General features: G+C 55.4%; 19 protein-coding genes and 1 pseudogene. 11 read left to right on the top strand and 9 right to left on the bottom strand.

The annotated features are described in order from the left end of the window. The 4 genes from OGV71_RS10765 to OGV71_RS10750 form a co-directional block, all read right to left on the bottom strand. Window positions 1-876 (bottom strand): diol dehydratase reactivase subunit alpha (locus OGV71_RS10765; RefSeq protein WP_286526051.1); only part of this gene is annotated, 876 nt, incomplete at its 3' end. Window positions 877-886: 10 nt separating this feature from the next. Next, the gene (locus tag OGV71_RS10760) at window positions 887-1,315 is read right to left on the bottom strand and encodes a diol dehydratase small subunit (RefSeq protein WP_003024721.1); all 429 of its coding nucleotides are present in this window, start codon (window positions 1,313-1,315) and stop codon (window positions 887-889) included. Between the two features lie 2 nt (window positions 1,316-1,317). Further along, window positions 1,318-1,902: a propanediol/glycerol family dehydratase medium subunit gene (locus OGV71_RS10755; RefSeq protein WP_003024724.1), complete on the bottom strand. Its 585-nt coding sequence runs from the start codon at window positions 1,900-1,902 to the stop codon at window positions 1,318-1,320. Between the two features lie 11 nt (window positions 1,903-1,913). After that, complete coding sequence (locus OGV71_RS10750; protein ID WP_048217121.1) at window positions 1,914-3,581, bottom strand: propanediol/glycerol family dehydratase large subunit; 1,668 nt, start codon at window positions 3,579-3,581, stop codon at window positions 1,914-1,916. 392 nt (window positions 3,582-3,973) lie between these two features. Between OGV71_RS10750 and OGV71_RS10745 the strand changes: the two genes are divergently transcribed. The 4 genes from OGV71_RS10745 to OGV71_RS10730 are packed head-to-tail and all read left to right on the top strand — an operon-like array spanning window position 3,974 to window position 6,489. Next, the gene (locus OGV71_RS10745; RefSeq protein ID WP_003024730.1) at window positions 3,974-4,402 is read left to right on the top strand and encodes a GlcG/HbpS family heme-binding protein; all 429 of its coding nucleotides are present in this window, start codon (window positions 3,974-3,976) and stop codon (window positions 4,400-4,402) included. Between the two features lie 22 nt (window positions 4,403-4,424). Then, the gene (gene dhaT / locus OGV71_RS10740; protein ID WP_148361444.1) at window positions 4,425-5,588 is read left to right on the top strand and encodes a 1,3-propanediol dehydrogenase; all 1,164 of its coding nucleotides are present in this window, start codon (window positions 4,425-4,427) and stop codon (window positions 5,586-5,588) included. Window positions 5,589-5,604: 16 nt separating this feature from the next. Next, on the top strand, window positions 5,605-5,958 hold the full coding sequence (locus OGV71_RS10735; protein WP_032950260.1) for a glycerol dehydratase reactivase beta/small subunit family protein: 354 nt from the start codon (window positions 5,605-5,607) through the stop codon (window positions 5,956-5,958). After that, window positions 5,959-6,489, top strand: a complete 531-nt coding sequence (locus OGV71_RS10730; protein WP_003841452.1) for a cob(I)yrinic acid a,c-diamide adenosyltransferase — start codon at window positions 5,959-5,961, stop codon at window positions 6,487-6,489. On the opposite strand, the gene dhaR is transcribed toward OGV71_RS10730, so the two are convergent. Both dhaR and OGV71_RS10720 read right to left on the bottom strand, forming a co-directional pair. Further along, window positions 6,467-8,392: a dihydroxyacetone kinase operon transcriptional regulator DhaR gene (dhaR, locus tag OGV71_RS10725; RefSeq protein WP_193863309.1), complete on the bottom strand. Its 1,926-nt coding sequence runs from the start codon at window positions 8,390-8,392 to the stop codon at window positions 6,467-6,469. The genes OGV71_RS10730 and dhaR overlap by 23 nt on opposite strands. 91 nt (window positions 8,393-8,483) lie before the next feature. Then, window positions 8,484-9,581 carry a glycerol dehydrogenase gene (locus OGV71_RS10720; protein WP_103468664.1) on the bottom strand — a complete coding sequence of 366 codons (1,098 nt, stop codon included), beginning with the start codon at window positions 9,579-9,581 and terminating at the stop codon, window positions 8,484-8,486. A 556-nt stretch (window positions 9,582-10,137) separates the two neighbouring features. Here OGV71_RS10720 and dhaK point away from each other — a divergent pair. The 4 genes from dhaK (at window position 10,138) to OGV71_RS10700 (ending at window position 15,004) form a co-directional block, all read left to right on the top strand. Next, on the top strand, window positions 10,138-11,208 hold the full coding sequence (gene dhaK, locus OGV71_RS10715; protein ID WP_007372180.1) for a dihydroxyacetone kinase subunit DhaK: 1,071 nt from the start codon (window positions 10,138-10,140) through the stop codon (window positions 11,206-11,208). Between the two features lie 10 nt (window positions 11,209-11,218). Beyond that, the gene (gene dhaL, locus OGV71_RS10710; protein ID WP_007372179.1) at window positions 11,219-11,851 is read left to right on the top strand and encodes a dihydroxyacetone kinase subunit DhaL; all 633 of its coding nucleotides are present in this window, start codon (window positions 11,219-11,221) and stop codon (window positions 11,849-11,851) included. Between the two features lie 10 nt (window positions 11,852-11,861). Then, window positions 11,862-13,280 carry a dihydroxyacetone kinase phosphoryl donor subunit DhaM gene (dhaM, locus tag OGV71_RS10705; protein WP_023336797.1) on the top strand — a complete coding sequence of 473 codons (1,419 nt, stop codon included), beginning with the start codon at window positions 11,862-11,864 and terminating at the stop codon, window positions 13,278-13,280. Window positions 13,281-13,354: 74 nt separating this feature from the next. Further along, window positions 13,355-15,004 (top strand): glycerone kinase, encoded by a 1,650-nt coding sequence (locus tag OGV71_RS10700; protein ID WP_007372177.1) that lies wholly within the window; start codon window positions 13,355-13,357, stop codon window positions 15,002-15,004. Window positions 15,005-15,107: 103 nt separating this feature from the next. On the opposite strand, the gene OGV71_RS10695 is transcribed toward OGV71_RS10700, so the two are convergent. Beyond that, the gene (locus OGV71_RS10695; RefSeq protein ID WP_007372176.1) at window positions 15,108-15,878 is read right to left on the bottom strand and encodes a siderophore-interacting protein; all 771 of its coding nucleotides are present in this window, start codon (window positions 15,876-15,878) and stop codon (window positions 15,108-15,110) included. Window positions 15,879-16,117: 239 nt separating this feature from the next. Here OGV71_RS10695 and OGV71_RS10690 point away from each other — a divergent pair. The 3 genes and pseudogenes from OGV71_RS10690 to OGV71_RS10680 all read left to right on the top strand — a co-directional run. Then, window positions 16,118-16,335: pseudogene (locus tag OGV71_RS10690) on the top strand (PadR family transcriptional regulator); the annotation flags it as partial. Window positions 16,336-16,383: 48 nt separating this feature from the next. Then, window positions 16,384-16,926: a hypothetical protein gene (locus OGV71_RS10685; RefSeq protein ID WP_226988882.1), complete on the top strand. Its 543-nt coding sequence runs from the start codon at window positions 16,384-16,386 to the stop codon at window positions 16,924-16,926. Beyond that, a complete protein-coding gene (locus OGV71_RS10680; protein WP_043016716.1) occupies window positions 16,923-19,496 on the top strand; it encodes a DEAD/DEAH box helicase in 2,574 nt (857 codons plus the stop codon). Before OGV71_RS10685 ends, OGV71_RS10680 begins: the two co-directional genes overlap by 4 nt. A 90-nt stretch (window positions 19,497-19,586) precedes the next feature. On the opposite strand, the gene OGV71_RS10675 is transcribed toward OGV71_RS10680, so the two are convergent. Then, window positions 19,587-20,120 (bottom strand): inovirus Gp2 family protein, encoded by a 534-nt coding sequence (locus tag OGV71_RS10675; protein ID WP_373886939.1) that lies wholly within the window; start codon window positions 20,118-20,120, stop codon window positions 19,587-19,589. Window positions 20,121-20,194: 74 nt separating this feature from the next. Continuing rightward, complete coding sequence (locus OGV71_RS10670) at window positions 20,195-21,175, bottom strand: IS5-like element ISKpn26 family transposase (protein ID WP_000019445.1); 981 nt, start codon at window positions 21,173-21,175, stop codon at window positions 20,195-20,197. Window positions 21,176-21,243: the final 68 nt, after the last annotated feature.

Genomic DNA, 21,243 nt, shown 5'->3' with positions numbered 1-21,243 from the left:
CACGGGCGCGCAGGCGCTCATCGCCTGCATAATGGCCTGCGCGCCTTGCGCTACGTCGGCTTCACCGCCACGCTTTTCACCACGGATAAAGATCTTACCCGCCGGGATCACTCTTGATTGCACATCGCCCTGCGGGGTTTTCAGCACCACGGCGGAACGGTTGCCAATCAGCGCTCTGGCGATGGGGACGATAGTTTGCGTTTCCTCGGGCGTCAGGGCAAAGAAGGTCGCAATGCCGTAAGGGTTCGACAGCACCCGCACCACCTGTCCTGGGGCCGCCACTTCCACCGCCGCCAGAACACCTTCCGGTACCTTCTCCAGCAGAGTGACTTCATCAACCACCGGCATTGGCCGATGCAGGCGATTATTCACCAGCACGCCATCATCTTTTTTCAGGATGGCCGCCACCACATTGACGCCGCGATCCAGCGCTTCATTGATAAACCAAACCGCCTCAAGGAAATCCATCTCCTCACCTACCAACGGGATCCAGCCCTGGGCAAATCGATCCTCGCTCAACGCCGCCAACTTCTCCACGGCGATGGTGGTTCCCATGCCCACGCCAACGCCACCGGGCGTTTGCGGGTTATGACCAATCATCGTCGATTCGGTAATGATGGTTTCAGTGATGGTTTCCATCGCCACATCGCCAATCACCGGTGCGGCCTCGTTGATGCAAATTTTTGCTACGTCCTGCAGCGACCACGGCGTGTTATTCAGCGCCTGCTGCAGGGACGCGACTACCCCGGCGATATTATCCCGCGTGCCTTTCATACCGGTCGTGGCGACAATCCCGCTGCCGATAAACCGGCCATCCTGCGCCAACGCCACTTCGGTGGTGGCGTTGCCGATATCGATCCCTGCAATTAACGGCATGCTGCCTCCGTCACTGGCTGCCTTTACGCAGCTTATTTCTCTGCTGATATACCTCTGCCGATTCGCGGACAAACCCGGCGTTCACCGTGGCATGCCATGTGTGTTCCAGTTCATCGGCAATGGCCTGCAACTCGGCGAAAGAAGAACGAAACGGTCGCAGCGCGTTGTAGATCTCCAGAATGCGGGCATCCGGAATCGCAATCAGTTCTGCCGCACGACGAAAATTGCGCGCCACGGCATGACGCTGCATCTGCTCGGCAATCTGCGCCTGGTACTCCAGCGTTTGCTGAGAAATACGCACATCCTGCGGTCCTACGCGGCCCGCCAGCACATTCTCAAGAGTAATGTCGGTTAGCGGCTTGCCGGTAGGCGTCTGGATTTTCTCCGGGCAGCGGGTCGCTAATGGGTAATCCTGCGCAGTCATGATGTTGTCGTTCATGGTCATTCCCTTACCAGTGCAATATGCAACGTGACAGGCGCAGCATCCTGCACCACGTGTTTGGTTTCTTTGATATGAAACAGCGCGGCCTTGGCCATAAATTTAGGGCGCACCATCTGGTCATTGACCACTGGCACCGGCGAAGGCGACTCTTTGCGTGCATATCGCGCGGCGTTTTTACCAATCTGACGATAGGTTTCCAGCGTCAGCAGCGGAGCCTGAGAGAACAGCTCGAGGTTGCTTAACGGCAGCAGATCGCGCTGATGAATCACCGTGGTTCCTTTCGACTGGATGCCAATCCCGATGCCTGAGCCGCTGAGGTTTGCCGCATCCCATGCCATAAAAGAAACATCCGAGGTGCGCAGGATCCTCACTACCCGCGCATGTAATCCCTCTTCTTCGATGCCAGCAACCAGCTCTTTCAGAATCGCGTTGTGAGGCATATCAATCAGGGTTTTATGCTGGTGCTTGCCAAAGGCCGGGCCGACGCCAATCACCACTTCATCCACGCGTTCATCCGCGTTAGCCGCCTCGCCTTCGCTCACTTGTAAGGTGAAAACCGGCTTACGTTCAGTTGTGCATTCCACAGTGTTCCGCCTTATTCGATCGAGCCGGGCTGAACCACGCCCGCAATATTTTTAATTTCCGCCCAGCGTTCGGCACTGATGCGATAGCCGGTACCAGGTCCCTGATAATCATTGATGTCGTTGACGGCGCTGACGACGTCGAACTGGCGATCCAGAATGGCCGACGTTTGCAGGTAATCACCAGTAACACGCTGTCTCAGCATATTGAGGATATTGCTGGCGATATCTTCAAAACCGCTGCAACTCAACGCGCCGACGATATCCAGCCCGGTGATATTACGCTTCATCATCTCTTCCACGGCCGCCAGATCCTCCACTACATTGCGCGCAGGCATATCTTTGCTGCCGTGAGCATAAGTAGCGGCTTCCACTTCTTCATCGCTAATCAGCGGCAGGCCCAGTTCGCGGAACACCGCCTGAATGGCGCGTGCAGCCTTATTGCGTATAGCGATGGTTTCTTCTTCAGTCACCGGACGCAGACCGCCGTCAACCATCAGATCGCGTTGCAGGATGTTGTAATCATCGAAGTCTTCAGCGTCGAAGTTCGACCCGGCAAACATGTTGTCGTAGTTGGGTACCGCGCTGTAACCAGAGAAAATAAAGTCGGTACCCGGCAGCATCTGCATCAGGGTGCGGGCAGTACGGCGAATATCGGAGTGAGAAAAGGTCTGGTCATTGGCGGAGGCCACTTCAAGGTCGAGCATTGAGGCAATCAGGTTTTCCGCCAGCACCGCGCGGATCCCCGAAGGCACGGCGCCGGTCATGCCGATGCAGCTGACCGCACCGTTTTGCAGCCCCTGTACGCCCGCGCCTTTAGTGATAAAAATGCAGCGCGACTCCAGATATAGCATCGATTTACTTTCGGAATAGCCCATCAGCGCTTCCGAGCCAGTGCCGGAGGTGTAGCGCATCTTCAGGCCACGCGATGCATAAGCCGAGGCGAGAAACGCTTTGGACCACGGAGTGTCATCACCGTCGGTAAACACCGATTCTGTGCCATACACCGACACAGTTTCGGCATAACTGGTTAGCCCACGCATGCCCAGCTCCAGCTCCGTGGCCTCTTCAACAGAACATTGCGTCAGCACACCAGGACGACCGCACTGGGAACCCACCAGCAGCGCCAGGGCGTTAAACGGCGCGTAGCGGGCGATGCCAACCGTCGTTTCCTGCTCGGAAAAGCCACGGATCCCCGCTTCAGCAGCGTCGGCGGCAATCTGTACCGGGTTATCTTTCAGGTTGGTCACGTGGCACTGGTTGGAGGGCGTGCGTCTGGCACGCATTTTTTGCAGCGCCATCATCATCTCCACCACGTTCATTTGCGCCATCACTTCCACCGCTTTCGCCGGGGTGATGGCAGTGGTAATGGCAATAATATCTTCCCGACTGACGTGGATATCCACCAGCATTCTGGCGATCTCCAGCGCGTCGAGCTGCATGGCGTGCTCGGCCTCAGCCACGTTAATGGCGTAGTCGGCAATGAAACGGTCGATCATGTCGAACTCGGCGCGGCTCTTACCGTCCAGCTCAACAATACGACCATTTTCCACCTTCACCGACGACGCTGGATCGTAGGGGCTTTCCATGGCGATCAGCCCCTCTTCAGGCCATTCGCCAATCAGCCCATCCTGATTTACAGGCCGCTTCGCAAGTACTTCGAATCGTTTTGATCTTCTCATGATTTATTGACTCAAAAGATAAAAAATAGGGACGCCGGGCCGCATTGCCGGGGACACAACACCCGTCATTCGCCTTTCATCAGCAATGGTCGAACTCTAAATGAGCAGAACAATAAAAAAATAAAATTAATTTCGTTCCAATTTGGTACCTAATAAAAACGCATCGTTTCATATTGAAACGCAATTCAGGAATATCCATCGTGAATTGTGACGAGGTTAAATGATCATTATCAATAAACGCAAAACCGGGAAGGTGAATTTAATATCTTTGAAATTTTCGCCCTATTGACTTAATAACGTGCGGCGAGAAAATAAGGTAAAGCCAATGATAAAAATAGCTGTTGCGCGATATGTTTCGTGACCTCAGCCCTACAACATTTTCAGGAGAAACTGTGAATAAGAGCCAACAAATTGCCACCATTACGCTGGCGGCTGCAAAAAAAATGGCGCAGGCCGTTGAGGCTAAAGCGCTTGAGATCAGCGTTCCGGTGGTCTTTTCCGTGGTGGATCGCGGTGGGAATACGCTGCTAATGCAACGCATGGACGATGCGTTTGTCACCAGCTGTGATATCTCTCTTAATAAAGCGTATACCGCCTGCTGCCTGCGCCAGGGTACCCATGAAATTACCGATGCGGTACAACCTGGTGCTTCGCTATATGGTTTGCAGCTTACCAACCAACAGCGCATTGTTATTTTCGGCGGCGGTTTACCTGTCATATTAAACGGTAAATTAATTGGTGCCGTTGGCGTTAGCGGCGGCACCGTGGAACAAGACAGATTATTAGCAGAAACCGCACTGAATTGTTTCTCTGAATTATAATTTAAATCTAAGAAGGTATATTATGAGCTATCGTATGTTTGATTACCTGGTGCCAAATGTGAACTTCTTTGGCCCCAATGCTATTTCCGTTGTCGGCGAACGCTGCAAACTGTTAGGCGGTAAAAAAGCGCTGCTGGTTACTGATAAAGGTCTGCGGGCCATTAAAGACGGCGCGGTAGATAAAACCCTCGCCCATTTACGTGAAGCGGGCATTGACGTGGTGGTTTTTGATAGCGTTGAACCTAACCCCAAAGACACCAACGTGCGTGACGGTCTGGAAGTCTTTCGCAAAGAGCATTGCGATATCATCGTTACCGTCGGTGGCGGTAGCCCGCATGACTGCGGTAAAGGCATCGGTATCGCAGCAACTCACGAAGGCGATCTCTACAGCTATGCCGGGATTGAAACCCTGACCAACCCGCTGCCGCCGATCGTTGCGGTGAATACCACTGCCGGTACCGCCAGCGAAGTCACCCGCCACTGCGTGCTGACCAATACCAAGACCAAAGTGAAGTTTGTGATTGTCAGTTGGCGTAACCTGCCGTCGGTCTCCATTAACGATCCGCTGCTGATGCTTGGCAAACCCGCCCCGCTGACCGCCGCGACGGGTATGGACGCCCTGACCCACGCCGTGGAAGCCTATATTTCCAAAGATGCCAACCCGGTCACCGACGCTGCCGCTATTCAGGCTATTCGCCTGATCGCACGCAACTTGCGTCAGGCCGTAGCGCTGGGCAGCAACCTGAAAGCTCGCGAGAACATGGCCTACGCCTCCCTGCTGGCAGGTATGGCTTTCAACAACGCCAACCTCGGCTACGTTCACGCGATGGCGCATCAGCTTGGCGGTCTGTACGACATGCCGCACGGCGTGGCGAATGCCGTACTGCTGCCGCACGTGGCGCGCTATAACCTGATCGCTAACCCGGAAAAATTTGCCGACATTGCAGAGTTTATGGGCGAAAACACTGACGGACTTTCCACCATGGATGCCGCCGAACTGGCTATTCACGCCATTGCCCGTCTCTCTGCTGACATCGGCATTCCGCAGCATCTGCGCGATCTGGGTGTCAAAGAAGCCGATTTCCCGTACATGGCGGAAATGGCGCTGAAGGACGGCAACGCCTTCTCTAACCCGCGCAAAGGGAACGAGAAAGAAATTGCCGAGATCTTCCGTCAGGCATTCTGATAGTACAGGGGGCGCAATGTCACTTTCATCACCGGGCGTACATCTGTTTTATCACTCACGCTGGCAGGATACTCGCGTGCTTGATGAGCTGTGCTGGGGACTGGAAGAGCAAGGCGTCCCTTGCCGGGCAATCTGTTGCGACGAGCATGACTGCGCACTGGCATTGAGCAAACTTGCGGCCAAAAGCTCAACGCTACGTGTCGGTCTGGGTCTTAACGCCACGGGTGATATTGCGTTAACCCACGCCCAGTTGCCCGAGGATCGGGCGCTGATCCGTGGTCATATCCGCGCCGGTGCAGCCCGGCTCCGCGTCCTCGGTGCTAATGCTGGTCAACTGGTCAAAGTGCTTCCCTTCAGCGAGATAAAATAAATGTACCGCATCTACACCCGAACCGGCGATAAAGGCACGACCGCACTGTTTGGCGGCAGCCGTATCGACAAAGACGACATCCGCGTTGAGGCCTATGGCACGGTGGATGAACTGATTTCCCAACTTGGCGTCTGCTATGCCAGCACGCGTCAGGCCGGGCTACGCCAGGATCTGCACGCCATACAGAAAATGCTGTTTGTTCTGGGTGCGGAACTCGCCAGCGATGAGAAAGGACTCGCTCGCTTACAACAGCGTATTGGTGAAGAGGATACTCAGGCGCTGGAGCAGCTTATTGACCGTAATATGGCGCAAAGCGGCCCGCTCAAAGAGTTTGTTATTCCGGGGAAAAATCTCGCATCGGCACAGCTACACGTTGCGCGAACCCTGACGCGCCGACTGGAGCGGGTCCTCATCGCGATGAGCAGATCGCTAACGTTACGCGATGAACCCAGGCGTTATATCAACCGACTGTCAGACGCGCTGTTCTCGATGGCGAGAATTGAAGAAACTAGTCCAGATGCTTGCGCTTAAACTGGCTGGCATCAATGTCGTACTGCTTCATCTTGCGCCACAAGGTAGTGCGACCGATATTCAACAGTTGCGACATCTCCTGCACGCGCCCGCTGGTGACGCGGGCAGCATGGATAATCGCCTCTTTTTCGATAGCGGTAAACGTCAGACTAGCAGGCAGCAGTGAAGACGCCGTCTCCAGACCTGGACGTTCGGCAAACAAATAATCCGGTAGATTGCTCAGCCGAATATGGCCGTTATCACTGCTGATGGCGATGTTTTCGATAATGCTGTTCAGCTCAAAGTCATTGCCCGGCCACGAATAGGCCACCAGTTGCGCCAGCGCGTCGTCGTCGATCTTCAAACTGTATGAAAAGCGTTTTTTCAGGCTATTCAGCCGCGTATAAATCAGCGAGGGAATACTACTGCGCCGCGCCCGCAGCGGTGGGATCACTATCTCAAAAGAGTGCAGCGCATAATACAGCTGACGGCTAAAGCGGTTTTGCTCCACCAGATTGGCGAGATCAACCGTGGTGGTGGCGATCACTTTGACATCCACCGGAATCAGCCGACGGGCATCCAGGCGGGTTAACACCCCCTGTTTGATCACCTGTAACAGCGCGGATTGCAGCTCCGGTGCCAGATATTCAATTTTTTCCAGAAACAGCGTGCCGCCGTTCGCCAGTTCAAGACGGCTCAACCGGCCATTTTCATCGTCGGTGGGCGCACTGCCCATAAAATCCTGCCCCAGTACGCTGTTGGCATACAACTGACAGTTCACGGCGATATACGGCCCGCTGGCGCGCTCGCTTTCATTGTGAATGGCCTGACTCAGCAGTTCTTTACCAACACCCTCTTCCCCACACAGCAGGATCGGGAAACTCCCCCTCGCTGCCTGGCGTCCAAAATGGATCAAGCGGCGGGTTTCCGGATCGTCAGTCGACATCTGCTCAAAGGTGTGGCTCACCTTGCCGAGCTGGCTGGTCATCAGTTGGCGCATTTGTTCCACTGGATGCAGCAGCAGAATAAAGCTGTTGCCCTGCTCCTCAACAATCGGCTTCAGGGTAATGACGGCATCAACAAACTGATGCTGGCTTTCAAAGGTAACTTCGACGTGATTCAGACCGCGGGCATGTTTGATCGCCCGGCGCAGCAGCATGGGGAGATTGAGCAGATCGTGAATGTTTTTCCCCTGACTGGCCTGCGCATCGAGATGCAAAAGCAGCGCCGCTCGCGCATTGATGAACTGCAATACGCCCTGTTCGTTCCAGGCCATCACACCATCATCCATACTCTCCAGCAGCCCGTACATCTGGTTCAGATGGCGGTTGGATTCAGCCAGCAGGCTGTCGGTCAGCAAAGAGTTGCCGACTTCTCTGGCAATCGCCAGCGTCAGGGATAAATCAGAAACGCACTCATGCTCCACCAGACAACATAGCGAGATGGAGCCGAACAGTCGACCATGGTTATCGAAGACCGGCGTCGAGCAGAACGACCACGGATGCAGCGCCTGTTTAAAATGCTGCTCGCCAGAGGTTTTTGTCGGCTGGCCCGGCATCGTCGCCAGCGACAGGGCACAACTGCCAATGATGCTTTCTGCACAGTAGCTGCCGTCACGAAACCCAAGCTCCGCCAGCTGTTCTACCGTCTGCGGATCGCCGCAACGGCTGAGAATACAGGCTGATTCATCCAGAATCAGCAGCGCGCACGGGCGGCCGTCCATAAACTCCCAGGCATCTTCCAGCGCAGCCTGAGCAATCGTCAGCAACGCCGTCTTGCGACGACAAATCGACTCAAAGGTCAGTCCCTGCGCCTGATGCGGCGCCTGCCAGGTTTCCCGCTGCATAAACTTGCTGCAACGATGCCATGACTGGGCAATGACTGAAGAGACTTCCTTCCCGATGCTATGCGTGTGCGCCGTCATATCCCTTTCCGCTGTTTAACCATAGACAACCCCTCCGGCAGAGACTGTCAGAGGGGGAGAAGATGCCGGATAAAAACTTACCGACGACTGATTAACGCGCCAGCCACTGCTGTCCCAGCAGGTCTGCCGTCAGTATCGCGGCATGTACGCTCTCAGGCGTCACCGGGAACGGCATATTGTGGATGGTTTCACCTTCCGCGCAGGTCGCTTTGGCCACGGCCATGATCTTGCCGTCAATGTCGTCTTTCACGCCCATTTCCGCTAACGTTACCGGCAGGCCTACTTTCTGACAGAAATTCAGCACGGTTTCGATCTCTTCCATCGGGCTGTTCTGCAGCACCAGCTGCGCCAGGGTACCGAAGGCCACTTTCTCACCGTGATACAGATGGTGGCACTCTTCAAGGATGGTGAAACCGTTGTGAATCGCGTGCGCGCCGGCCAGGCCGCTGCTCTCAAAACCGATACCGCTCAGATAGGTGTTGGCTTCGACAATACGCTCCAGCGCATCGGTCACCACTCCAGCCTGAGCCGCCAGGCGTGCTTTTTCGCCTTCCGCCAGCAGCGTATCATAGCACAGGCGCGCCAGGCTCAAGGCCGCCGCCGTGGACTGCCCGCCCGCCATGCTGGTGGCTCGCGCATCGAAGCAGGCCTTGGCTTCAAACCAGGTGGAGAGCGCATCGCCCATCCCGGCCACCAGCAAGCGTACCGGCGCTTTGGCGATAATCGCCGTGTCCATCACCACCATATCCGGGTTTTTCGGGTAGATCAGATACTCTTCAAACTCGCCCGCCTCGGTGTAGATAACCGACAGCGCGCTGGTCGGCGCATCGGTTGAGGCAATTGTCGGGATCACCACCACCGGCAGCTTCTGGTAATAGCCGATCGCCTTCGCGGTATCGAGGGTTTTCCCGCCGCCGATACCCACCACGCCGCGGCAGCCGTGCTGCTTAAGAATGGCGATCAGGCGGTTGATTTCCGCATGGCTGCACTCGCCGTTAAACCGTTCCGCATGGCAGCTAATATTGTGGCTATGCAGGCCGTTCAATACTTTGCCGCCCGCCAACTTCATCACGAAGTCATCGGCGATAACAAAAAAGCTGTCGGCCAGGTTTTTAGCGTATTCGCCAAACAGCATGGCGGCATCAGGTCCCTGGAGATATTTGGCTGGAGATTGAATAACTTTTAGCATTTCTTTCACCCTCAAATAAGTGCGTATGTTGACACGTGAGCCCAGGCCGTCATGCCGCGGCGCCTGATATCAATGGCGCTTACAGCCACGCTGCCGGAGCGATGCATCCACTGTAGGGCGAGCCGCGGCGAAAAAAATTTTTCCCTTTTTTGTTCTGTTCTGAAACAGATAAAAAAATAATGCGTTTCACATTGAAACAATTTGACTGAGAAAGCGATGGGATTGCGATCGCGATCGGATCATTTTGGCAAAAAAGCCGCTATCGTCTCCCCTCTTTAACGCAGAAAATTGCCTCAATGCGGCACAATGGCGAAAAAAATCATCCTTGCCCCATTTCTGATAGCAGAAAAAAACGGACAAATTATTAGCGCTGGCTCGCATTTCTCCTGTTTATCGGCAATTAATGTTCCATAAAGGAACAAAAATTCTTTTCTACGTTCCGTTATGGAATCAATTTTGACGGCATTTTATTTTGCGCCCGCTCAGCCAGAATCACTACATCGCCGGGCTACCCTTATAGACAGGCGACCTCCCCCTACCCTACGGAGCATAAACAATGAAAAAACTGATTAACCGTGTGGAAGATGTACTGAGTGAACAGCTTATCGGCCTGGCGAAGGCGCATCCTGAACTGACGCTGCACCAGGACCCGGTCTATGTCACCCGCGCTGATGCACCGGTCGCCGGCAAAGTGGCGCTGCTCTCCGGCGGCGGCAGCGGACACGAACCGATGCACTGCGGCTACATCGGCCAGGGCATGCTCTCCGGCGCCTGTCCGGGGGAAATTTTCACCTCGCCGACGCCGGACAAAATGTTCGAATGCGCGATGCAGATTGACGGCGGCGAAGGCGTCCTGCTGATTATCAAAAACTATACCGGCGACATCCTGAATTTTGAGACCGCCACCGAGCTGCTGCACGAAAGTGGCGTTAAGGTTACCACCGTCGTGGTGGATGACGACGTGGCGGTAAAAGACAGCCTCTATACCGCCGGACGCCGCGGCGTCGCCAATACCGTGCTGATTGAAAAACTGGTCGGCGCCGCCGCCGAACGCGGCGACTCGCTGGAAGCCTGCGCTGAACTGGGCCGCCGTTTAAATAACCTTGGTCACTCGATTGGCATCGCGCTGGGCGCCTGCACCGTACCGGCCGCCGGACAGCCCTCCTTTACCCTGAAAGATGATGAGATGGAGTTCGGCGTCGGCATCCATGGCGAGCCGGGTATCGACCGCCGCCGCTTCAGCTCGCTCGACCAAACCGTCGATGAGATGGTCGATACCCTGCTGGAAAACGGCGCATACAGCCGCACGCTGCGCCAGTGGGATAACGTCAAGGGAGCGTGGCAGGAAGTGAAACAGAGCAAAACCGCGCTGCAAAACGGCGATCGGGTTATCGCGCTGGTCAATAACCTCGGCGCCACCCCGCTTTCCGAACTGTACGGCGTTTACAACCGCCTTGCCCAGCGCTGCGAAGCGTCCGGCATTGTGATTGAACGCAACCTCATCGGCAGCTACTGCACCTCGCTGGATATGGCGGGTTTCTCCATCACCCTGCTGAAAGCGGATGATGACACGCTGGCGTTATGGGACGCCCCGGTCCATACCCCAGCGCTGAACTGGGGAAAATAAGGAGCACGACATGTCACTGAACAGAACGCAAATCGTCGACTGGCTGTACCGCTGTGGCGACATTTTCACCAAACAGAGCGATTTTCTCACCGGCCTTGATAAAGAGATCGGCGACGCCGACCACGGCCTCAATATGCATCGCGGCTTCAGCAAAGTGGTCGAAAAGCTGCCGTCGATCGCCGATAAAGACATCGGTTTTATTCTCAAGAATACCGGGATGACGCTGCTTTCCAACGTCGGCGGCGCCAGCGGCCCGCTGTTCGGCACCTTCTTTATCCGCGCCGCCCAGGTCACCCAGGCGCATCAGAGCCTGACCCTCGACGAGCTTTATCAGATGATCCGCGAAGGCGCGGACGGCGTCGTCAACCGTGGTAAAGCGGAGCCGGGCGATAAGACGATGTGCGACGTCTGGCTGCCGGTGGTGGAATCCCTGCGTCATTCCAGCGAGCAACATCTGTCTATCCCTGCCGCGCTGGATGCCGCCTGCGAAGTGGCCGAGCGCGCCGCCCACGCCACCATCACCATGCAGGCGCGTAAAGGCCGCGCCAGCTATCTCGGCGAGCGCAGCATCGGGCATCAGGATCCCGGCGCGACCTCGGTGCTGTTTATGGTTCAGATGCTGGCTGCCGCCGCCAAAGAGTAAGGAAATCGCGATGGTAAACCTGGTTATTGTTTCTCATAGCGCCCGGCTGGGCGAAGGTGTCGGAGAACTGGCCCGGCAGATGTTAATGAACGATGGCTGTAAGCTGGCGATCGCCGCCGGGATCGACGATCCCGACAGCCCGATCGGCACCGATCCGATTAAAGTCATGGAGGCGATCGAATCCGTCGCCGATACCGACCATGTTCTGGTGATGATGGATATCGGCAGCGCCCTGCTCAGCGCCGAAACCGCCCTCGATCTGCTCGATCCGGCGATGGCGGCAAAGGTGCGGCTGTGCGCCGCGCCGCTGGTCGAAGGGACGCTGGCGGCCACCGTCAGCGCCGCCTCCGGCGCCGGGATCGACAAAGTTATCGCCGATGCCATGAACGCCCTGGAAGCCAAGCGGGTTCAGCTGGGTTTACCTTCGCACACGCCTGACGCCGCCGCCCCAACGCTTGCTGACGACGGCGATGCTAAATCGGTTTCAGTCATTATTAACAATCACAACGGCCTGCACGTGCGTCCGGCATCAAAGCTGGTCGCCGCGCTGGCGGGTTTTAACGCCGACCTGGTGCTGGAGAAAAACGGCAAATGCGTCACCCCGGACAGTCTGAATCAAATCGCTCTGCTACAGGTGCGCCGCCACGATAAGCTGCGCCTGCTGGCCCGCGGTCCGGACGCCGATGCGGCGCTGGCGGCGTTTCAGGCGCTGGCCGCCGATAACTTCGGCGAGTCGCCGGAGGCGCAGCCGACAGCGGAACCCGCCATACCTGCGCGTGTTGAAGGCGCCGCGATGCTTTATCCGCAGGCGCCGATCCAACCGGCGCTCCCCGCCGCCGCCGACATCGCCCGCGAGCAGCAGCGCCTGCGCCAGGCGATCGACCAGACGCTGGCCGATCTCAATGCGCTCACCGAGCTGGCGGAACACAAATTTAACGCCGATATCGCGGCGATCTTCGCCGGTCATCACACCTTGCTCGACGATGAAGATCTGTTTGATGCCGCCAACGATCGCCTGCTCACCGAACAGTGCTCGGCGGAATGGGCGTGGCATCAAGTGCTGATGGAGCTCAGCCAGCAGTATCGTCAGCTGGATGACGCCTATCTGCAGGCCCGTTATATCGATGTCGACGATATTCTGCAGCGCACGCTGCGCCATCTGCAGGGTATTAAGGAGACGCTGCCATTCGCCAGTGAGCCGACGATTATTATCGCCGACAATATTTATCCCTCGACTGTACTCCAACTGGATGCCAGCAAGGTCACCGGCCTGTGCCTGCGCGACGGCAGCGAACAGGCCCACGGCGCGATTATCGCCCGCGCGGCGGGGATCGCCTGGCTATGCCAGCAGGGCGAAGCGCTGAATGATATTCAGCCTGGCGAAGCCATCACGCTCGATATGCGTCTGCAACGTCTTATTCGTCGCTAAATCCACTTTGACCGTTACCACTCCGGGGGCCCGCCTCCGGAGGGTGAGTTTTCGCTTACTGATCAGGAACCACTATGTCTCAATTCTTTTTTAACCAGCGCGCCAGCCTCGTTAACGACGTGATCGAGGGAACCATTATTGCCAGCCCGTGGAACAACCTCGCCCGCCTGGAGAGCGACCCGGCGATCCGTGTAGTGGTACGCCGCGATCTGAATAAAAACAACGTGGCGGTGATTTCCGGCGGCGGTTCAGGACACGAACCGGCGCACGTCGGCTTTATTGGTAAAGGCATGCTGACCGCCGCGGTCTGCGGCGATCTGTTCGCCTCGCCGAGCGTCGATGCGGTACTCACCGCGATTCAGGCGGTGACCGGCGAGGCGGGCTGTCTGCTGATCGTTAAAAACTACACCGGCGATCGGCTTAACTTCGGCCTCGCGGCGGAGAAAGCGCGCCGTCTTGGCTATAACGTAGAGATGCTGATCGTCGGCGACGATATTTCGCTGCCGGATAACAAACAGCCGCGCGGTATCGCCGGGACTATTCTTGTGCATAAGGTGGCGGGTTATTTCGCCGAGCGCGGCTTCAACCTCGCCACCGTCCTGCGTGAAGCGCAATACGCCGCCAACCATACCGCCAGCATCGGGGTGGCGCTGGCCAGCTGTCACCTGCCGCAGGAAGCGGAAAGCGCGCCGCGCCATCAGCCCGGCCACGCCGAGCTGGGGATGGGCATCCACGGCGAACCGGGAGCCTCGACGATCGCGACCCATAACAGCGCGGAAATCATGCAGATTATGGTAGAGAAGCTGACCGCCGCTCTACCTGAAACCGGCCGCCTGGCGGTGATGCTCAATAATCTCGGCGGCGTGTCGGTGGCCGAGATGGCGATTCTGACCCGCGAGCTGGCCAACACCCCACTCCATGCGCGCGTTGACTGGTTGATTGGCCCGGCTTCGCTGGTAACGGCGCTGGATATGAAAGGCTTCTCGCTGACCACTATCGTGCTGGAAGAGAGCATTGAAAAGGCGCTGCTGTCGGATGTCGAAACCGCCAGTTGGCAGAAGCCGGTGCAGCCGCGGGCTGTTAATATCATGCCGTCCGCGCTCGCCAGCGCACGCGTCGCCTTTACGCCATCGGCCAACCCGCAGGTGGGCGATTACGTGGCGCAGGTGACCAGCACCCTCTCCGGCCTCGAAACCCATCTCAACGCGCTTGACGCCAAAGTGGGCGACGGCGATACCGGCTCCACTTTCGCCGCTGGCGCGCGTGAGATTGCCGCTCTATTGCAACGCCAGCAACTGCCGCTCAATGATTTACCCACGCTGTTCGCGCTAATTGGCGAACGCCTGACGGTGGTGATGGGCGGCTCCAGCGGCGTATTGATGTCGATTTTCTTCACCGCCGCCGGGCAGAAGCTGGAGCAAGGCGCCAGCATGGCGGAAGCGCTGAACGCCGGTCTGGGGCAGATGAAATTTTACGGCGGCGCCGATGAGGGCGACCGGACGATGATTGACGCTCTACAGCCGGCGCTGGCGGCGCTGCTGGCCGAACCGGATAATCTGCAGGCCGCTTTCGCCGCGGCGCAGGCCGGCGCGGATCGCACCTGCCAGTCGAGCAAAGCCGGCGCCGGACGCGCCTCCTATCTCAATAGCGAGAGCCTGCTCGGCAATATGGACCCCGGCGCCCACGCGGTGGCGATGGTGTTTAAGGCGCTGGCGGAACGCTAAGCCTCACCCGGTGGCGCTGCGCTTACCGGGGCGACATAACACCATTGAAAGGTAGCCCGGAGAAGGCGCAACGCGCCGCCATCCGGGTTTACCACACTGCCGATTATTTGCTATGCCAGTACGCCTGCGAACGCACCAGTTGCTGATCGATACTCGGCTCCTCAAAGCGCGCCAGCAGCGATTTCACCACGCCGCCTTCTCCGGTCAGCCAGATAAAATAATCTTCTGACGGCACCTTGACCTGAGCCAGCCGCTCGGCGACGAACGCCGGGTTGTGGCCTACCACCCATTCGATATTAAAGCCGTCGAGATCCGCCAGATAATCTTTATACGAAGCATCCGCGACGGTGACGATGGCCGTCACCTGCGGCGTCACCGGCAGCTGACGTAATCCCAGCAGGCGACGGCGCAGCGCCGGCATGCCCGACTCGTCACAGACATAAAGCTGCCAGGCGTAATCTTCCGGCACCACCAGCGAGCCGCGCGGCCCGCCGATCACCAGCTTATCGCCGATGTTGGCTTCCAGCGCCCAGCGGCTGGCAATACCGCCATCGTGGATATAAAAATCGTAAGCCAGCTCGTGGCGTTCGGCATCGTACAGCGGCGTGTAGTCGCGGGTCGCCGGGCGCACGCCCTCGCCCCAGTTAATGCCTTCGTCGGTCACTTCCGGCGGCGTAAATACGCTGCCCGCCTGCGGGAAAAACAGTTTGGTGTGGTCGTCAAAACCTTGTGAAACAAAGCCATCCAGCGCCTCGCCCCCCAGCACGATCCGCTGGAACGCCTGGCCGATACGCTCAACGCGCAGCACGGTTAATTCGCGAAAACGTAGTTCGTTACGCACGCGCTGTGGGTAGCGTGAGGTGTTTTTTGTCATTTTTTCGCCTTCGTGAAGATAATACGATATATCTAAATTTATTTTTAAATGATAATGATTGCTAATCAAAAAGATTGCAAGCACTTTTTTGATATAGTCAGCTTGAGATTAAACAGCTATCAGCAATCCATAAAAACCATTAATAATCATTAAATTAAACAAAAATTATTTTATAGACTTGCAAGTCGATAAACTTTAGATATAAATTAGATATATCTAAATAACATCAGGAGACGATGATGCAAAACCATCATGAAGGTTGCTGTAAACATACAGAGCACCAACACGAAGGCTGCTGCAAGGGTGAAGGACATCACCACGAAAGCCGCCACAGTGAGCACCATGCAGGCTGCTGCAAAAGTGAAGAGCATCGCCACGCAGGCTGTCACCAGGAACATCACCACGAACAGGGTGCGGACGCCGCCACGGTCGCGGCGGAGGTGGTGGTCGTCGCCAGTGCATCTCCGTCACTAACAACGAAGTCGCTGCCGACGAACAGAAAAAATTGCGCGAACAGGGCTTAAGGCCTGGAGATCCTGATTGGGAAAAGTGGGGGATCTGTGATTATATCACCAAACCACGTGTACAAGCTGCTATCACAGGCAAAACGCCGAATGAACAACCGATTAAGGTCAATTATAGGTTTACAGACGAGTTCCCAATGTCTGACGGTTTTGAGGAAAATGCCGAGTTTTTCACTCTGACCTACGAAGCTGAGAAGTCGGTTAGCCACAACTTGGCCTTTGTTCGCATTGCGCCGTTGCTATGGCTACGCGCGGGTGCGCGCGGCGAACGTATTGAAAAAATACCTACTAAAGGATGGGAAGTGACCGATGCGTACGGTCTACTGCTAGATGTAGACCAAGCAACCCCATTCATTGAAGCCATTGATACCTCCAGTGGCGTGTGCGTGGCTTTCATCGTTACTGATGATGACCGTCACTTCCAGTCTGTAACAAAACGTTTGCCAAAAGATGTTGAACCAGTGCGGTTATACGAGTCGTACCTGACCAATTTCAGCTTCACCAGTGGGGAATGGACAGAATGAAATTTACTCTCAAGGACTATCAGCGCGATGCGGTACATGATGCTCTGGCGAATCTCAGGAAGGCTCGACGTTACTGGCACAACGAGAGCGACAAAAGCGCCTTCTCTTTAACGGCTGTAACCGGTGCGGGTAAGACCGTCATGGCTGCTGCTGCATTTGAAGCATTGTTTCATGGTGACGACGAATTTAATTTCGATGCAGATCCCGGCGCGGTGGTGATCTGGTTCAGTGATGATCCAGCACTGAATGAGCAAACCCGTTTTCGCCTGATGGAGGCGAGTGACCGTATCAACTACAACGATATGGTGGTAGTTGAACATCCCTTCAGTCGGCGTAAGTTTCAGGCTGGAAAAATCTATTTCCTTAACACGCAGAAGTTTGGCAAAAAAAGCCTCGTGGTGCGCGGGTTCGATGATAAAGGCGGCCTTTTCGAAGCAGCCCCTGATGCACAGGCTTATACGCTGTGGGATACCATCCAGAACACCATCGAAGACCCGGATCTGACCCTTTACTTAGTGCTGGATGAAGCGCACAGAGGGATGGGCTCGTCAACGGCTTCCAGTGAAGCTGCTAAGAGTACTATTGTACAACGGCTTATCAATGGTTCGGCTGGAGTGAAGGGTATTCCAGTAGTGTGGGGTATTTCCGCCACAGTTGAACGTTTCGACAAAGCCATTGCCAATGCTGGTCATCATGTCAAACTGCCGAATGTGGTGGTTGACCCCGCTAAAGTGCAGGAATCTGGACTTATCAAGGACGATATCATTCTGGGTGTGCCTGATGAAGCTGGTGACTTCGATACCGTGTGGGTACGCCGTGCTGCCGACAAACTCAGGGAAGCGACCGATGCCTGGGCAGAGTACGCAAGACAGCAGGAAACCGTGCGCGAAGTAGTGCCGCTAATGGTATTCCAGGTACCTAATACGCCTGACCCGAATGAGGTGGGGCGTTGGCTGGATACGTTATTCTCCCGTTATCCTGAATTGTCCATTGACAGTGTTGCTCATGTCTTCGGTGAACACACCACACAACGTTTCGGCCAACATCAGGTGCCTTATATTGAACCGCAGCGGGTGCAGGAATCAACCTGGATGCGAGTACTGATTGCTAAAGATGCCATCAGCACTGGCTGGGATTGCCCACGTGCCGAAGTGATGGTTTCCTTCCGCGCAGCCAGCCACAGGACGCATATTACGCAATTGTTGGGGCGTATGGTGCGTACCCCATTGGCGAGGCGTATTCCGGGTAATGAGCGTTTAAACTCTGTAGAATGCCTGTTGCCCAAGTTTAATACCAATACCGTGAGAGATGTCGTCAATACCTTGTTTAAGGGCGATGATACCTCTCCTCCAAGCGGACGCATCCTGGTTAACCCTGTGGAGATGAAACCTAACCCGGCTGCTTCAACTGCCGTATGGGAAGCATTTGAAGCGCTACCTTCGCAAACCCGACCACAGAAAGGAGCCAGACCCGCCAGACGTCTGACCGCGCTGGCACAGGAACTGGTTGATGACGGCATTCTTGATGGGGCAGTCAGGAAAGCCCATGCTGCTTTGCACGCTGTTCTGGACAAGTTCCAGATAGAAAATGCCGAGAAAATCAAAAACAAACGCAATGCAGTGCTCGTCGTAGATGGTAAGGCTGTGGTTGCCAGCCTCAAGAACAAAGCAATGACCTTCAACGAATTCTGGGAGGAGGCGGACGTAACGGTGATTGATGACGCCTACCGGCGTGCAGCCCGAATTTTCAGCCCGGATGTTTCACGTACCTATGTCGAATATCTGGCCGATAAGGTCGCGGATCGAGAAGAGGATGCTGAGGAGTATTTGGAAGCAATCATGGAAGCTCGTGTGACCGTTGCTGGCATGGGGCTGGTGATGGAGGTGCAGGATTACTTCGATGGCGAGGCCGATAGACTGGCGAAGGCGTGGCTGGCCGAGTACACACCGCAAATCAAGTCATTGAAAGATGAGCGTAAAGAGGCCTATCGTCAAATCGTCGAAATGAGTACCGAACCGCAGGATGTGGATCTGGTCAGGCCGGCGAACAAGTTTGAAATGACCAGGGTGCGTGAAGGTGAAAAGGAAGCTGACCTTCCAGTCTGGAAACACCATTTGTTGTGTGACGAAAACGGGATCTATCCGGCTCTGTTGAACCATTGGGAAACCAAGGTTTTTGAGATCGAAACCAAACGTGAAGGATTTGCTTTCTGGTATCGTAATCCACAGTACACAGGGCAGTCGTCACTGGGAATCGCTTATGTTGAAGCTGAACAGTACAAGATTGTTCGTCCCGATTTCCTATTCTTTGCCGAACAGGATGGCGAAATGATTGTGGACCTGGTAGATCCACATGGCCTGCATCTGGCTGATGCCTTGCCTAAACTGAAAGGACTGGCGCTATATGCCGAACACCATCCTGATGCTTACAGGCGAATCGAATCCGTCGCCGAAGTAAAAGGTAAATTACGGGTGTTAGATTTGAAACGGCAGGATGTGCAGGATGCTGTTGCTAATGCTGAAAATGCAGAAACGTTATTTAGTAGCGGACTTGCTGATGACTATCAGTAATCTATAGAAAATTGCGTAACGAAACTGCATTTCAGTAATTAGTTGAGGCAATACAAATATGGCCTTCTCACTGAGAAGGCCATTGCCGACTTACAGATCGATTTGGCTACAGCCGAAGTTACGATCCCCTTCACCAAACACTTTAGACTCAACTTTGGTCAGGTAGTCCAGCCGGGTTAGCAGTGCCTGGTAATGATCCTCAAAGTCAGGGTCTTCGTTATCTAGTACGTAACGACAGTTATCAGGGAATGTCACCAGGTCAGGGCAATCATCCCGTTGCAACGCTAGAGCGCTGTACCATGCACCTGTAATCATCCCTCTCAGGTTGTCTTCTCGTTCGTAATCCCCAAGGTGGTAGTAAGCGTCTTTGTTGAACAGCAGACAAATGTGGTAGTGGCATTTACCCGATTCGGAATATTCTTTAGCCCACATAATAAATAATGGACAACGGTAAATACGCTTACCTTCACGCTTCTTACGGATGCGATCAGCATCCAGCTTAGCTTTAAGGGACTCACGCATTCGGGATATCACACCTGGTTCAAGATTAGGGAAGGTGCGAATAAGCAGGTCATTTCTTCCCAAGCTGACTCGCTGATTAAAATTTCGCGGATCTGGGCCGATTTTTTTCCCGCAAACACATCGAATCAGCCTATTTAGGCTATTTTTTCCACCATTTCTGGCGTTATTTCCGGTTTTTACTGAGATCTCTCCCACTGACGTATCATTTGGTCCACCCGAAACAGGTTGGCCAGGGTGAATAACATCGCCAGTTGGTTATCGTTTTTCAGCAGCCCCTTGTATCTGGCTTTCACGAAGCCGAACTGCCGCTTGATGATGCGAAACGGGTGCTCCACCCTGGCACGGATGCTGGCTTTCATGTATTCGATGTTGATGGCCGTTTTGTTCTTGCGCGGATGCTGCTTCAAGGTTTTTACCTTGCCGGGACGCTCGGCGATCAGCCAGTCCACATCCACCTCGGCCAGCTCCTCGCGCTGTGGCGCTCCTTGGTAGCCGGCATCGGCTGAGACAAATTGCTCCTCTCCATGAAGCAGATTACCCAGCTGATTGAGGTCATGCTCGTTGGCCGCGGTGGTGACTAGGCTGTGGGTCAGGCCACTCTTGGCATCGACACCAATGTGGGCCTTCATGCCAAAGTGCCACTGATTGCCTTTCTTGGTCTGATGCATCTCCGGATCGCGTTGCTGCTCTTTGTTCTTGGTAGAGCTGGGTGCCTCAATGATGGTGGCATCCACCAAAGTGCCTTGGGTCATCATGACGCCTGCTTCGGCCAGCCAGCGATTGATGGTCTTGAACAATTGACGGGCCAGTTGATGCTGCTCGAGCAGGTGGCGGAAATTCATGATGGTGGTGCGATCCGGCAGGGCGCTATCCAGGGATAATCGGGCAAACAGGCGCATGGAGGCGATTTCGTACAGGGCATCTTCCATGGCACCGTCGCTCAGGTTGTACCAATGCTGCATGCAGTGAATACGCAGCATGGTCTCCAGCGGATAGGGCCGTCGGCCATTGCCCGCCTTGGGATAAAACGGCTCGATGACAGCGGTCATATTCTGCCATGGCAGAATCTGCTCCATGCGGGAGAGGAAAATCTCTTTTCGGGTCTGACGGCGCTTAGTGCTGAATTCACTATCGGCGAAGGTGAGTTGATGGCTCATGATGTCCCTCTGGGATGCGCTCCGGATGAATATGATGATCTCATATCAGGAACTTGTTCGCACCTTCC

Origin of the sequence: Citrobacter sp. Cf088, from assembly GCF_030334295.1 — a bacterium.
Classification (GTDB): Bacteria; Pseudomonadota; Gammaproteobacteria; order Enterobacterales; family Enterobacteriaceae; genus Citrobacter; species Citrobacter freundii.
The sequence above is the reverse complement of the archived record's forward strand: the minus strand, read 5'-3'. Positions and strand labels throughout refer to the sequence as shown.